A 14122-nucleotide genomic window follows, 5' to 3' on the forward strand; every position below is an offset into this window, starting at 1 on the left:
GGGTCTGTTGTAACGAAACACTTAAATCTATAAAAGGAAAAACAAATAAGTCAATAGTTTGAAGTAAAAATTTCCAATTTATGGTAAAAAAAGCGACATATTTTGTCTTGAAATGGTTAAAAAACAGAGGGGCTGTGATTTTTTTTGCTGATTATTCGGGTCAGAGACTCTCTGCTCATGCCGATAAATCTGGCAATGAATTCATATTTTGTTTGGATGATCATATGGGGTAAATATTGTTCCAGGTAATCCACTTTTTCTGCATTTTTGAGGGTGTTGATAAGGGCCAAGTGTTGGATGCGTTCGAGTTCAATTTGTTGAAGGTGATTGATGAAACTTTTCCATTGTGTGGGAAAATTCTGCATACTGGATTTGAAAGGGTGAAAGGGTATAGCCAATAGTTCCAATGCCGTAATAGCTTGCCAGGTCAGGTCTTGGAATTTTGTATCTGGGTCGGGGTCGAAATCGCAAAAGAAGTTGCATTGACCTATTAGTCTCATCCAGGATTTTGCGTGGTGTGAATTGACATAGGCAATGGCTTGACCTTTATTGATAAAATAGATCATCTCTTTATTGGAGGGCATTTTGATGGTTTCGTTTTTCTTAAAATTTAGGGGGATAGCGTAGTCTAGCATAGATCTGCAAAGGGGATCCATGGGGAGTTTGTTTTCTAGCATGTAGAGTCTTAGTTGGATTTTTCTTTTGTATGGGATCATGATGATGGTATTTTATATTTATTAAAAAGGTCATTAATCAAATTCATCTTAAATGAAAGTTAGATGACTGATGATCGATGACGTATCCTCCGTAAAATGTTGTTAACCGGGGCAGATCAGTCAATTGATGCTTCTATGATGATAAAGATGAAATTGAATAATAACTCCAGGAAAACCTGTCTTAGTAACCTACTATTTTTTAACTGCTATAAATTTCAATTCGTCTGTTTATTTTGATTGCAAATTTTCTTTAGTCACTTTTTGTCTTAATACAAAAAGTAACCAAAAAAATCAAGACGACGGAAACCTATCAGCGCACAAGGCCGGAGCCGGCCCGGTCCGTCGTCACTCCTCCGCTCCTCTTCTAATAAGTGTACATTTCAATGTAATAAGTGTGTTATTTTTTATCTAAGTTTCATAAGGCTATGAATGTCACTTCTAAATGGATGTGAATTCACCTTTTGTTAATTGATATATATAAATATAATTTATCTACTAAGATAAAGATGATAAATATGTATATAGACAAAGTGAAATATCTCCTTCAATTTTTTTAATTTTCTCCTATGTATAAAGATGAAATTGAGAAATATCTCTAAGAAAATATAAAGTGGTGAAAGTATGGGGTTTATAATTGGGTTTTATGACGTTTGATTAAGAATTAGCGACATTTTTTGTTTCCAAGCTTAATTTTTTTTCAAAAAGCGGTATTACAATCACGAATTTCTTTTAGGTGATTCCGGTCACATGGGATTTTTTGAATGCGGGTGATCCTGTCTAATTTGGTGATAATGAAAGGGGTATTAAATCGCACACAGGAAGTTGAAAATATGAGAAAGGAATCTCTGAAAGTGGAGTTGATCAGTCTGTTGCTTGCATTGTTGTTTGTTTACACAGGATTAAGCAAGTTGATCGACTGGTATGGCACGAAGAATTCGCTTTTCAATCAGGTATTTCCTGAATGGATGGCAGAGGCGATTTTATATGGACTTCCTCCATTGGAGGTATCGGTAGCGGTTATGTTGCTGGTGGGTAAATGGCGGACGTGGGGATTGTGGCTATCTGTGGTATTAATGGGGCTTTTTACGGCTTACATTGGTCTGGTTCTTACAGGAATATTTGGTAGGATTCCCTGTAGTTGTGGTGGGGTATTGGATAGTTTGGGTTGGTGGGAGCATTTGGGGTTTAATGTGGTGGTATTGGGAATGGCGGTGTGGGGAGTTTGGGTGAAGAAGCGAGAGATGAGAAGCGAGAGACTAGAAGCGAGAGACTAGATGCGAGAGATTAGATACGAGAAATTAGACGAAAGACACAAGACGCAAAACGCAAGACTAAAGACATAAGAAAGATAAATCTTCCAGAGGCTTTACCAGGTAAAAAATCAGGGAGTGAGGGGACAAAATATCCGGCCGTTCCTCTCCAAAGGTCAATAGGTCAGGATCGAAACGACCGGAATTACTTTAACTAAATTAAACAATCAAAATTATGAAAAACTCAATTAAAACCCTGCTACGTGCAGGTGTATTTGCACTGGCTGCTGTATTTGCGTTTGCTTTTACCAGACCAGTTGAAGGTGTTCTAAAAGCGCAAGTGGCTCCTGACCAATGGGAGGAAATTGATGAGAATGCACTGTATGATTGCACAGGCACTTCAAGTATCTGTACTGCAAGGTTCGATGAACTGGACAATATCATCATGGATACTGAGAGACCTGGTGTTTATAATCCACTTTAATCAATTTTCCAATTAAAGGACAGGGCCATTGGCCCTGTCACTTTTATATTATCTTGGATTCTGTAAAATCCCGCTTAGCTGCAATTCTTCTTCTGGAATTGGAAATGCATAACGTGGATCATTAGGCGGAAGATTGAAAACCCCGTCAGGAGTTGTTCTGGTTAGAAATATCTCTTCTCCAGGTAAAAGGTTTAGTCTTTTGAGATCTCCCCACCTAATTCCTCTGAATAAAAGCTGCTTTCTTCTTTCCAAAAGTACCAGGTTTAAAACATCTTCGGTATAGTCTGTACCATAGGGTTCAAATGTTCCCGAGACAAATCTTTTTTCAAGCATCATGTTCAACGAGGCTAATGCATCATCCCGCTGTCCCAATCTTGCATGGCATTCTGCTTTGTTCAGGTAAATTTCATCTGTCGCAAGTCCTGAAAATAACCTGACCAAAAATGAATATTGGCCCCTAAATGCAAAATGATCTCCTCTTGGATAGAAAAACAGCTGTCTCCTGAGATCATTTTCATGATATGTTTCCACAAGCTCTGGGACAACGGCTGCTCCGTCAGAAAAATAATAATAAGTGTAGAAAAGGAGTTCACTGTAAAAGATCACCTCCTCAAACTCATTTACAAATGGTCTTGCAGGAGCGGGATTAACATTATTATAATCCAGAATATCATTTTTTATTTCCAGTGTTAGATCTGCATACTCCAATGACTTTTCGAAGTTTCCCATGTATAAATGGACCCTTGAAAGCATTGCCCTTGATGCTGCCCTTGTTGGCCTGGTAATATGGGGAGAAGTATCGGGCAATAATTTCTCAGATTCCTCAAGATCATTCAAAATCATCATAAATGTATCCTTAAGATTACTCCTTTGAACCGGATCAGTAATATTTGGTGTGGTTCTAAGGGGCAATCCCAGTTCATTAGCAGCAGAACTATCCAGATAACCGGGACAGAACTGTTTTGAAAGGGAAAAATAAGCATAAGCTCTGAAGAACAATGCCGCTCCTTTCAGAGTGTTAAACTCTGAAGAAGATTTTTCACTTTCCGGAAGGTTATCCAGTTCACTAAGAACTGTATTGACAAAGAAAATCTGCCGGAAAGGCTGGTTCCAGTCCAGTGCAGATGGGGTTTCAAAAATTTCCGAATTCCAGGTATAGGTGTTTTTTTGTTCTAAACTCAGTGCATTATATAGAAATGGAAGAATGATGACATCATCTGAACTTCCTTCGATATGAGCACCTTCCTGATTCATTACCTGAGTACTGTTGTCTAGGATTGCCCATAAGTCATTAATACTACGCGGTACGATCAGTGCCTGATCCGGTTTTTCACTGAGGAACTCCTCACATCCTGTGAGAAACAAAAGTGAAATTGCTAACTTAAATATATATTTTGTTTTCATGAATTTTCAATTAGTGGTTTGTTTCAGAAGTCAATCCTAATTCCTGCTGTAAATGATCTTAAAGGTTTCATTGTCCTAAAATCTGGATCAAGTGGATCATCAGAAGCTTTCCAAAGGATACCGATATTGTTGAGATACGAATAGATCTCCAGTTTTTGGAAAGGAAGTTTTCTTTTTTCTGATCTGTTCCATGTATAGGAAACATTTATATCCTGGAACCTGATATGGTCCCCTTTCTCCACCAAAGCTTCTGAATAGGTATAGAAGTTATCCCTTTGGGGATTCCTTGCTCCTGGAATCGAAGGCACCTGTGTGATACGCTCATCTCCAGGTTGCTGCCATCTTAGGGCATAGTCCCCATGAGCCTGCAGACCCGTCAAGACCTGCTCATATAGCACAGATTGTCTCCTGTAGTAATAACCGAACCTGTAGGAAATATTCATGGAAACACTTAACCCACCATATGAGATGGTATTTCTCCATGCGCCGAAAGTAACTGGCCTTGACGGACCGTTATAAATCAATGATGAGGGAGTATTGTTGTTGATCAGGGCACTGTAATTGGCACTTGGCTCACCGTCAAGTATCCCTAAAGGATTTCCGTTATCCGGATCAAGCCCCGCCCAGGGAAGACTGTAAACAGCGAAAAGAGGTCTTCCCTTCTGAGGTGTGATGACAACCGAACTCCCTGCACCGGCCCCTTGGGACAGGTAACTGAATGCCGGAGATTCAATTTCGTAATCAGTTACAATTTCATTCACGTGGGAATAAAACATATCTGTTCTCCATCTAAATTTTCTGTTATATACCCAACTCCCAAGTTGCAGGTCCAGACCTTTGGTAAGTGTACTGGCAAAATTTCCTCTAAAATTCGGATAACCGGTACTTGGCGCAAAAGGCCGTACACCAATAAGGTCAAGACCTTCTTTTCTGTACCATTCAACCGAACCTGACAAAATCCCGTCTTTGGTTTCAAAATCCGTAGCCAAGTTCAATATTCGTATTCTTTCCCAACGAAGATCGGGATTAGGTGCAGAAACAATTACAGCCTCTCTGAGTCCGGTAAACCTTGCGGTTCCAAATACCCGGGCAGTGGTCAGTGCTGACACATTTTTATCTACATTGCCGTTTTCCCCATAAGTTGCCCTCAGCTTCAGGTATGGCAGAAATCCTGAACGGTAAAACCCTTCCTCATTCACTATCCAGCCCAGGCCTGCTGACCATAAAGGCACCCATTTCTGATTGGTGGCAACGCCAAACAGATTTGATGCGTCCCTTCTGGCACTTGCGGAAAGGATGTATCTGTTTTTGAATGTATAGGCAGCATTTGCAAATACCGAAAGGAAATTATCCACCTGTCCTGTTGTGGAGGACCCGAATGGTATCTGGTTTCTGGTAGCATTATTCTGGAACTGGGGAAAAAGACTGACGAAGTCAACAGGGTTGTTGGCTCCTGTTTCTTTGTCATAACCGTAAAATCTTGTCCCGTAACGCAGACTTTGAAGGGTTTTGATTTCATAACCTCCCAATGCTGTAAGTTCATGTCTGTTATCCCACTTTTTGGAGTAATTCAGCTGTAACCTCAGATTATGACTGTTAGACGACCTGTCGGAGTGGTCAAGTATACCTCCCATTGGTACGGGGTATGAAAGATCTCCATTTGCGGAAACCTGGGTAAACCTATTGATGAGATCTCTGGCCCTGTAACTCTGCTGGGGAGCAAAATCATTGGTCTGGCTGCTGTTTGACCAATACTGATAAAGCAGGGCAGCCTTAAAATTATCATTAATGTTATAACTGATGTCGGTATTCAGTCTGATGTCATTAGAAACAGTCCTGTTGTCTAAAAGCTCAATCTCGGATAATGGAATAAGATCCCATGGAAGCAGTCCAATTGATTCTGCCGTCCTTTTAAAAGGCTCTCTGAAATTATTGGTCAGAGGAAGTCGGTTCCCGTTTTCGTCCATCAGTCGGCCATAAGGATAAGGCCTTAGGGAAGCAGTGGTCATACTGAAGGCATTTGGACCTGGGTTATTGGAAACTCTGTTTGTTCTTGTGAAATATATACCTGTCCCGATCTGGATTTTATCCTTTGCCAATCTGAAAGTCTGTCCTGCATTCAGCGTCCATCTGTTAAACTCATTGCCAACAAGCTCTTCAAGGTTTTTGTCAAATCCGGCAGAAAGAAAATAATTCTGTTTACCTGATCCTCCCCTGATATTGAGGGCATGTTGCTGAAAGACACTTTCTCTATAAAGATGATCCCTGATATCATTCCTGATGTCCTGGTTTCTGAGGTTTTCCAATCGCTGCTGGGCCTCAGTTTCACTTATAAGACCATCCCTTTGCATGATCAGGATTTCAATTGCCGGGGTAAGAGGCGCCCTTGAGGGTGAGTTTTCCAAAGACCTGTAAAATCCCTGCCCGAAAAGTCTTATTTCATTATCCAGAAAGTCAGAGGGCCCCATTAATGGAACATAAAACGGATCCGGTCTCTGGATGACATTGATATTGGTATTTAAGGATACTTTCATCTCCTTGCCGAAATCCCCTCTTTTGGTATTGATAACAATAACTCCGTTTCCTGCCCTTGCTCCCCAGATAGATGCCGCGGCTGCATCCCTGAGCACAGTGATACTTTCGACATCATTTGGGTTAATGTTTTCTATGGGCCCGTCATATGGGAAATTATCTATGATCACCAGAGGCTGGGCATTGGAAAAAATTGTACTTCTGCCCCTGATGCTGATCCTGTCCGCTGCTGTACCTGACCTGTTAAAGATCAGCCCTGGAGTAATATCTTCTAGTCTCTCAAGGATATTCGTGGAAATCCTTCTGTTCAGAAGTTCATTATCAACCTGGACAAATGATCCCGTGGCCCTTTCTTTGGGCAGTTTCTCGAAACCTGTCGAGACCACTTGCACTTCTGAAAGATCCATATCACTTTTTCCCAGATAAATTTCCAACGTATCCTCCAGAGGCAGGTTGACCGTTAGCAGTTGGGTTTCAAATCCTATATAACTTATTTTAAGTTTATACTCTCCCTTTGGGAGGTTGAATGAAAAACTTCCGTCATTTCCGGTTACGGCGCCGAAGGTCGTTCCGCTAACTACAATGGTAGCCCCCGGCAAAGGAGACTTATCCTCATCGACAAAGACTTTCCCCGATAATACCGGATTGTCTGGCTGCTGCGCTCCGATGATTCCCGAAACCATCATGAGGAGCGATAATAGTAAGATTTTTTTCATACATTTTTTGGGTTTATTAGTAGAATTGGTTAGTTCAATCCTCCTTTTCAAGGAGTTTTTCAAGCATCTCTGTAAGCTCATCCGCAGACCTGTTGAGTCCGGAAACGGCAGCAATGTTTCCGTTTGGATCAAGAAGCATCTGGCTTGGAAATCCGATCAGGTTATAATAGGAAAAGAAAGGATGGTACACCCCTTGGTCCATGGCAAGGAGGTTCAGGATATGATGATCTGAATAGTTTCCGCTCTTAACTGCAGATTCCCAGATCGCTTTGGTCCTGTCTGCTGAAATTGCCACAAAGAGGAGTTTATCACTATCTCCAAAATGACCTGCAACATGTTGTACAACATTCTTAAAGTAAGATGAAGAAGCATTGCAGCCGTCAAAATAGGTGTAAACAAACAGGTAATATCCTTTCAGATCCTTGATATCTGTTCTCTTCCCGTTTTCATCTGTAAACTCAAAATATCTGACCTGTTTGCCTTTTTCAGTTTTACCGAGAAGCTCTTCAGTCAGCTCAAGGGATGCTCTGTGGTTGATGGACTTGTTCATTTCCCTCAGTTCACTGTCAGTCTTAATTCCCCTTCTGTATTCCAGAAAAAGCATAGACGCCAACAGCTGGTCCTTTATATCCCCCTCGAAATTCTGAAGGATCATTGCCTTCTGGTCACCTAGATGTGTGTAGGGTGCAGAAATTTTGACAAGCTCAGAAATCGTGGAAAGAAAGGGGTGAAAATTCCCGTTACCAAGTAGTTCCCCTTCCCTTAACAGATCCGGGATCAGCACATCTTGGATATATACCAGGATTTTGTTCAGACTTTCCCCATCATTTAATTTCACTGAATACCCGAGCAGCGAACCAAGGTTTTTGGCATATACTGTGAACCGGCTGTCCAAAAATTTATTCCTGATGGAAAGTTTTATGGACTCATCAACTTTAGTATCCTGATCCAGCAACCTGATGAAAGGATCAAGATCCTTTTGGTCCTGTATTTTGGATATCAGATTTTCCAGCATAATAGGAGGGTCAATCTTATTGATATTGACTTTCCTGCCAAATCTGTTATTTTGATCAAGAAGAAATTGTTCATAGGTATTCCCGTTTCTGAACATTGATTCAATATTGTAGGAACTGATATTGACAGGATTACTGAAATAGATCTCGCTCTGTAACCTCTGAAGGCGGTACTGTAGGTTGAAATGGTCCGCAGCTGGTCCATTGAAGACCAAGTGGCCTGAATACTCATCAAACATCAGTTGAATACTGTCCCCGGGAAATACAAGGAAATCATCGATGAGTTTTTTGTAACCTATGGAAAGTGTAATTCTTCCAGGATGGGCTGAATCTGCTGACCAGCTGAATGTCCTGCTTCCATAAGTGCCATCAATTAAGCTACCTATTTCCGGTTCAATAAAATCATGACCCGGAGCAGGCGCACCGATCAGTACATTCATCGGGTTCTCCACATATTGGACAGTGACCTGGTTTACAGGTTCCAAGGTCCTGATCTGGGCGAATATTAAAACAGGTTTTTGATCCGGTACTTCAATTGCGGCAAAGGCTCTCAGACAGGAGGTTACCAGCAAAACGGTAATAAAACATCTTGTAATTGCTATTATTGGGATTTTCATGAATAGATTTTTGGTGAATTTGTATCTGATAAAGAAGGAAGCCGGGAAAGGAAGGCCATCATAGATATCGGCCAATGAAAGTCCAGCCAATCCCGGCCACGGGCCATAAAGTGCCAAAAGGAACTAAAAGCACTTTCGCCCGGTCCCTCGCCGCTGTAGTACCGTCACCTTCTGTGCATCCGTTAGCTACATTTGGGTCTATTGCTTCGTTTTACCTTTATGAGAAAAGACACGGCGGGGATCCTGTGTGGGTGACAGGCAACTTTCAGCTGTCGTCAAATAGCAATCCTATGATTGCAGTGGTTGAAAGTAAATTCATCTTCGTTATGGTTATGGTTTTTAATCACTTACCCCAGTTCAATTCAGGGTCGCTCACGCTTCATTCATCACTTATCATTCATCACTCTAAACTCATCACTCTACATTCCAAAAGGGCAAAGTCTTTCCAGGCCACCGAAAAGGCAGCTAATGATCAAAATGAAATGAGCATTAAGTACAACTTACCCATCCTCTGCAGCGGACAGGTAGAAAGGAAATGGCGAAATGAGTCTTCAAAAACAGAGACCAGAGCCAGGTTCCTTACCGGTAAACTACACCATCAAACAGGGGATTTGATGATATTCTTCTGAAGTTCAAATAGGGTTAAGGTCCGAGAAAAAAGTGGATACAGATGGGCTTGCCTTTCCTTCAGAAGAAGAATGGGGACCTCTTTACCTAAAGAAAAACAAACGTGTACCTGTTCCATAGCACTAAATATTTATATGGAACGTCAAAGCAGGTGATTTCTCTTTTAAAAAAAAAGAGGCGTGGGTCTCACCTACTGTCTTAGAGGCACTGGTATACCTGAGGAACAAGTAAGCAAGGAGCCCACGCCAAAGGCGTGAGCATTCTCGCTTAATTACCCCGTTCCTCTTGAAATTACCAGTTTCCTAAGACGAGACGCTTAAGCGCAAATGCTAAAACTATACATTCGCAAATATGTCAATTATTTCTTTTTATGACATATGTAAAATTATAAATAAAAACACAACACGACAAATTTGTCCTAATATTTTTTTCGTTTTTTCTCAATTTTTACTTTGTGGGTCATTACATTAATAAAGAGTTTTTAAAACTGGTTGGAAATAGGATTGATTCTATCCGAAAATCGAAAGGTTTAACTCATGAAGTTCTTGCTGAAAGAATGGGGTTAAATGATGTTAGACAAATTGGTAGGGTTATCAATGCCGAAACTAATTTTAGTACAAGTGAGATATATAGATTTTCTCAAGCGTTAGGTGTTCATCCAAAAGAATTATTTGAATTTGAACTTAATCAAATTGATGTATCTCATTTGTCTAATAGTGATTAACAATATTTTGGAATCAGTTATTTCTAATTTTATTATGTAATTCATTAATTTCCTCCTCAGTCGGATTAATTATCTCTCTTACTACTGGATTGTCAAAGTAGTTCAAGTAACAGGGAGGGAAGTCTTCTTTTTTAAAATCCCTACCTAATCTTTTACGAAAGCATTCCAGGCATAACATTCCTCGGCCAACTCCAAATTCTTTCCAGAGTTCATCTGTCACAGAATAGAAATTCACCTTTCCTTTCCTGGTATTAACACCACAGTCTTTGCAAGTATAATCCCATTTCATAAGGCTAAAAATTTGAATGAGTCACCTAAATTCGTAAATTTTAGGTTGAATGAATGAAATTAAATTTTAACAGATGATCCCAATATATAAGGCTAGAAAACTTCTTAAGGTTATTGAACCCCAATTTGGGCATACCCAACCCTGGGTTGTCCTCTGTGAAGGAGTGAATGGTTTGGCAGAATTTGTTGTAAAGGTTTTTACTGAAAATCATCTTTCAACTTTCCCTCGGGTTCATGGTGAATTTGCCGGGAGTTGGTTAGCGAGTGAATTTGACCTATTGACTCCATCCGTTGGTTGGATAGAATTGGAAGAACATTTTTTAAGAACCTTACCACCCTCATCTGCATTACAAATTGATTTTGATGATGATCGACTAAAGTTTGGGTCTAAAGTCTTAAATCCGTTCCAGCATTTTCCCGTAGGATTAAAGGCCAAAGATTTTAAAAAATTGATACCGATAAGTAGGTTATTTGCATTTGATAATTTAATCCGGAATTCAGATAGAGGCACTTTTAAACCCAACTTATTACTTACCGATTCAGAGGCCTATTTAATTGATCATGAATTTTCCTTAGATATTAATGAAGATACCATTCAAGATCTAAAAGATTCTAATTGGGAGGGAAAGTTTTCTAGCTCTCACATTACTTATCCTTATCTTTGTACCGGTAGTAAAACCGATAAAGCAGGTTGCTTTGACGATTTCAATGAGTACCTTAGGGCCTTAAATTTAAATGAATTCAGGGAATTGTTACTTGAGGTGGAGGGTCAGGGATACAATGCTGAAATTGATTTGTTCATGGAATATTTTATATTTATAAAAAGAAATCCAACTATCTTTACTAACCTTTTAAAGGGGTTAATACTATGACTGTTAATCTGTTTTATTCTGTTTTAAAATACCGGCATGGTTTGGTTCTTGGAGAATCCTTGAATGCAGGTATTCTTTTTTATGATCTTTATTCCGATAAATTTAGTTTCGAATCAGGTGATCTCAAAAGGATTTCAAGTAGTTATCCAGGCCTTAAAGCGAAAAAATTAAGCAAGTATACTGAGGTTTTAAAGGAGAACATCAAGAAATCAAACCAATCCAACATATTTAAATTTGAAATTGATAAGTTACAAGAATTTATATCTAAGGAGATATTGTATTCTGATGCTGCTGGATTGTCATTTGATCCAATTGAGACTGTCCCGGTCCTAAAAAACAATGATATTGAAAAAACAATCAAGTACCTGAAACAACTTTTTCTAATTGATCTCAATGCTCCAATTGGTCCGAAAAGAAAAAGAAATGAAGAATATATTATTTCAGAAGTATTCCAATTATTAAAAAAGAAATCCCCTGAAATTTTAAATAAGGTAGAGAGAAGTCATAAGATCCAAACCCCATTGATAGAATTTATTTTTGATTTTTTTTGGAAGAGTGATTCAAATCATTTTACCAAGGCATTATCATTTGACCTTGAAAGCCATATCAATATTCAAAATAAGGCCTTACAGATTTATGGTGCACTGGAACAGATTGAGGTTACCTTCAAAAATCAATTCGGTCCTTTCGAGATTGACTTTCTGGTAGCAAAGCCTAGCGATAAAAATCAGTTCAAGGAATTTGATAAAGCCATTAAGATCATTGAAAGTTCTAGAATCTCCTCAAATTTTTCATTCGAGGATGAGTGGTATCGTTATGTAGATTTGATCATTGAAACTGCAGACGAGATTGACCATATCAAACAATAATAAATTGAAAGCTATTTTTTTCATTCGGTTTTCATAAAGAAATAGTTGGAAATATTCTTTCCTGAATGCACTGTCCAATCATTTTAGAAAGATTCCCTGCAACAGCCCCTCCTTACAATTTAGTCCCTGGCTAACCCACTCTACTCCTTGGCTTCCCGAACCGCATTATTCTTGGCGCAGGTTGTTTCTAAAATGATTCACTGGATCATTATTTAACGCTTCGCTCTATTGGACTGATTCTTAAGGTCTGGTCCTACCACTGTATTTACATGTATAATCCCATTTCATAAGGCTAAAAGTTTGAATAAGTCACCTAAAATCGTAAATTTTAGGTTGAATTGTAATAATAAACGTAAAAAATACCCTGTGTAGGGGATTTTTTAGTCGGGGGGGATTGGGTAGGTTTGGGAGAATGATTTTAGCTACATCTAAAGAGTTGAAAATATTCTCAGAAGTAAGATCTCCTTTTGATGATTTATAAAAAAACTTTAGTTTTAAATAAATAGTGTAATTATAGTAATAAGCCGTCAATTCTTGATGGCTTGGTGGTATAAATACGTTGTAATAAGTAAGTTATAGGGCATTTTAAATACCGACATAAAAGACATTGGATGAAAAAGAATATTGCATTAAATCTACTAAAAGAGATTCAACCTAAAATTGACAAGCATAGACAATTGATAAATCCTGTTGTTAAGACCGATGCATTATTTCATTTAATAGACAATGACCCAAAATCAGACTTTTACTTCAAAATCTATCCTTCAAAAGAAGCAACAAAATACATAAGTGAATTTAAACCCAAACATTCACAGACAACTGAAAAGTATAGAAGTGAACAAACAATTGAAGCTGTAAGTAAACAGTTCGATGCTTGGATAAATATTTTAGATGAATACAACAAAATTCATTCAATTTATGACGACCCAATTACAGAAGCATATCAAAAGGAATTTGAAACCCAATTTGAATTAGTAGACGAAGATGCAGAGTATGCCTCCTTCGACCTTGACAAACAACTTTTCATTGATAGCTATTTAGACAACGCCATTTTAAAGCTAGAGTCAGAAATAACAGAAGGCAATAAAGGTGAAATAGAAGACTTAATAGCAGAAGCAAACTCTTTAAAAACAGAGCAAACACAACTTACTAAGAAACAAGTAATAAAAAGACTTTCAAAAATTTGGGCGAAAGCAAGAAAATACGGACTTAATTTGTTGAAAGAGATATATGTTGAAGCACGAAAAGAACTAATTAAACATTTAATAAAAGGAATGATAGAAAGTTAAATAATAATGAAACTACCGATTGAACATAGAATAGGTAAAGCAAGTAAGTTTTCCAAAGCAGAAATTGACAGGTTTAAGAAAATTGTAATTGACGCAGGTGAAGTATCGGAAAATACATTTGACGGATTGCTGAAAAAAGAACCAATACTTCTTTTCATCCCTGACACAGAGAACATCAAGGCAGTTGGTGCATTGAAAGTACCTAATGATAGTTATAAGAAAAAAGTATTTACAAATTCTATAAGCAATGAAAAATCGAACACTTTTTCATTTGAATTAGGATGGATTGTTAGTTTAATTCCAGGGAATGGAAAGAAGTTAGTGGAAATATTATCTAAGGTTACTGACAATATTTATGCAACAGTTAGGGAAGAAAACAATGCAATGAAGCATATTCTTGAAAAATATGACTTTGAAAAAAGTGGACAGAGCTACAAATCTGATAGGGATAATTATGACATTGAACTATACATTAAAAAAAAGAAAAACGCCCTATAACAGGCGTTTGGCTCAATGGCGGGTGACGTGGTTAATTGAACATTCTACCTCCCATCAACTTTTGTGGTGTAATGACAGTTTTGTGCGCCGAAATCCGCCACTGCGCCAAGGTGTGCTGTGAATGGCCAACAATCGTAGGTTGGCCAATGCTGTATAAAAGATGATGGTAGGTCCATCAGTATCGGCTTTCAAGAGCAGGTACTAAACCGCCCCTCGGTGCTTG

At 38.7% G+C, this 14122-nt stretch carries 13 protein-coding genes; 8 read left to right on the plus strand and 5 right to left on the minus strand.

From position 1 onward, the window contains the following. Positions 1 to 116: 116 nt before the first annotated feature. Positions 117 to 716, minus strand: a complete 600-nt coding sequence (locus ACFFIP_RS12500) for a Crp/Fnr family transcriptional regulator (RefSeq protein ID WP_382387992.1) — start codon at positions 714 to 716, stop codon at positions 117 to 119. 830 nt (positions 717 to 1546) lie between these two features. On the opposite strand from ACFFIP_RS12500, the gene ACFFIP_RS12505 reads away from it, so the two are divergent. After that, a complete protein-coding gene (locus tag ACFFIP_RS12505) occupies positions 1547 to 1990 on the plus strand; it encodes a MauE/DoxX family redox-associated membrane protein (protein ID WP_382387993.1) in 444 nt (147 codons plus the stop codon). A gap of 211 nt (positions 1991 to 2201) precedes the next feature. Further along, positions 2202 to 2450 carry a DUF6520 family protein gene (locus tag ACFFIP_RS12510; RefSeq protein ID WP_382387994.1) on the plus strand — a complete coding sequence of 83 codons (249 nt, stop codon included), beginning with the start codon at positions 2202 to 2204 and terminating at the stop codon, positions 2448 to 2450. A gap of 48 nt (positions 2451 to 2498) precedes the next feature. Here the strand turns inward: ACFFIP_RS12510 and ACFFIP_RS12515 are convergent, their stop codons facing one another. The 3 genes from ACFFIP_RS12515 to ACFFIP_RS12525 are packed head-to-tail and all read right to left on the minus strand — an operon-like array spanning position 2499 to position 8732. After that, a complete protein-coding gene (locus tag ACFFIP_RS12515; protein ID WP_382387995.1) occupies positions 2499 to 3854 on the minus strand; it encodes a RagB/SusD family nutrient uptake outer membrane protein in 1356 nt (451 codons plus the stop codon). A gap of 23 nt (positions 3855 to 3877) precedes the next feature. Beyond that, a complete protein-coding gene (locus tag ACFFIP_RS12520) occupies positions 3878 to 7102 on the minus strand; it encodes a SusC/RagA family TonB-linked outer membrane protein (protein ID WP_382387996.1) in 3225 nt (1074 codons plus the stop codon). A gap of 34 nt (positions 7103 to 7136) precedes the next feature. Next, positions 7137 to 8732: a TlpA family protein disulfide reductase gene (locus ACFFIP_RS12525; RefSeq protein ID WP_382387997.1), complete on the minus strand. Its 1596-nt coding sequence runs from the start codon at positions 8730 to 8732 to the stop codon at positions 7137 to 7139. 74 nt (positions 8733 to 8806) lie between these two features. On the opposite strand from ACFFIP_RS12525, the gene ACFFIP_RS12530 reads away from it, so the two are divergent. Together ACFFIP_RS12530 and ACFFIP_RS12535 are read left to right on the plus strand one after the other, a co-directional pair. Continuing rightward, complete coding sequence (locus ACFFIP_RS12530; protein WP_382387998.1) at positions 8807 to 9361, plus strand: hypothetical protein; 555 nt, start codon at positions 8807 to 8809, stop codon at positions 9359 to 9361. A 452-nt stretch (positions 9362 to 9813) separates the two neighbouring features. Beyond that, positions 9814 to 10083, plus strand: coding sequence for a helix-turn-helix domain-containing protein (locus ACFFIP_RS12535; RefSeq protein WP_382387999.1), 270 nt, complete (start codon positions 9814 to 9816; stop codon positions 10081 to 10083). 13 nt (positions 10084 to 10096) lie between these two features. Here the strand turns inward: ACFFIP_RS12535 and ACFFIP_RS12540 are convergent, their stop codons facing one another. Next, positions 10097 to 10372, minus strand: a complete 276-nt coding sequence (locus tag ACFFIP_RS12540; RefSeq protein ID WP_382388000.1) for a hypothetical protein — start codon at positions 10370 to 10372, stop codon at positions 10097 to 10099. 73 nt (positions 10373 to 10445) lie between these two features. Between ACFFIP_RS12540 and ACFFIP_RS12545 the strand changes: the two genes are divergently transcribed. The 4 genes from ACFFIP_RS12545 to ACFFIP_RS12560 all read left to right on the plus strand — a co-directional run bounded on the left by ACFFIP_RS12545 (position 10446) and on the right by ACFFIP_RS12560 (position 13899). Further along, positions 10446 to 11243, plus strand: coding sequence for a HipA family kinase (locus ACFFIP_RS12545; protein WP_382388001.1), 798 nt, complete (start codon positions 10446 to 10448; stop codon positions 11241 to 11243). Beyond that, the gene (locus ACFFIP_RS12550; protein ID WP_382388002.1) at positions 11240 to 12112 is read left to right on the plus strand and encodes a hypothetical protein; all 873 of its coding nucleotides are present in this window, start codon (positions 11240 to 11242) and stop codon (positions 12110 to 12112) included. Before ACFFIP_RS12545 ends, ACFFIP_RS12550 begins: the two co-directional genes overlap by 4 nt. A 611-nt stretch (positions 12113 to 12723) precedes the next feature. Then, a complete protein-coding gene (locus ACFFIP_RS12555; protein WP_382388003.1) occupies positions 12724 to 13401 on the plus strand; it encodes a hypothetical protein in 678 nt (225 codons plus the stop codon). Positions 13402 to 13407: 6 nt separating this feature from the next. Next, entirely contained in the window at positions 13408 to 13899 is a 492-nt protein-coding gene (locus ACFFIP_RS12560) for a hypothetical protein (RefSeq protein WP_382388004.1), read from the plus strand. Positions 13900 to 14122 lie beyond the last annotated feature (223 nt).

The organism is Fontibacter flavus (genome assembly GCF_042432905.1).
Taxonomy (GTDB): domain Bacteria; phylum Bacteroidota; class Bacteroidia; order Cytophagales; family Cyclobacteriaceae; genus Fontibacter; species Fontibacter flavus.

Coding starts and splice junctions, on each gene's coding strand:
- ACFFIP_RS12500 (WP_382387992.1), bottom strand. CDS start 716: ATGATCCCATACAAAAGAAAAATCCAACTAAGACTCTACATGCTAGAA.
- ACFFIP_RS12505 (WP_382387993.1), top strand. CDS start 1,547: ATGAGAAAGGAATCTCTGAAAGTGGAGTTGATCAGTCTGTTGCTTGCA.
- ACFFIP_RS12510 (WP_382387994.1), top strand. CDS start 2,202: ATGAAAAACTCAATTAAAACCCTGCTACGTGCAGGTGTATTTGCACTG.
- ACFFIP_RS12515 (WP_382387995.1), bottom strand. CDS start 3,854: ATGAAAACAAAATATATATTTAAGTTAGCAATTTCACTTTTGTTTCTC.
- ACFFIP_RS12520 (WP_382387996.1), bottom strand. CDS start 7,102: ATGAAAAAAATCTTACTATTATCGCTCCTCATGATGGTTTCGGGAATC.
- ACFFIP_RS12525 (WP_382387997.1), bottom strand. CDS start 8,732: ATGAAAATCCCAATAATAGCAATTACAAGATGTTTTATTACCGTTTTG.
- ACFFIP_RS12530 (WP_382387998.1), top strand. CDS start 8,807: ATGAAAGTCCAGCCAATCCCGGCCACGGGCCATAAAGTGCCAAAAGGA.
- ACFFIP_RS12540 (WP_382388000.1), bottom strand. CDS start 10,372: ATGAAATGGGATTATACTTGCAAAGACTGTGGTGTTAATACCAGGAAA.
- ACFFIP_RS12545 (WP_382388001.1), top strand. CDS start 10,446: ATGATCCCAATATATAAGGCTAGAAAACTTCTTAAGGTTATTGAACCC.
- ACFFIP_RS12550 (WP_382388002.1), top strand. CDS start 11,240: ATGACTGTTAATCTGTTTTATTCTGTTTTAAAATACCGGCATGGTTTG.
- ACFFIP_RS12555 (WP_382388003.1), top strand. CDS start 12,724: ATGAAAAAGAATATTGCATTAAATCTACTAAAAGAGATTCAACCTAAA.
- ACFFIP_RS12560 (WP_382388004.1), top strand. CDS start 13,408: ATGAAACTACCGATTGAACATAGAATAGGTAAAGCAAGTAAGTTTTCC.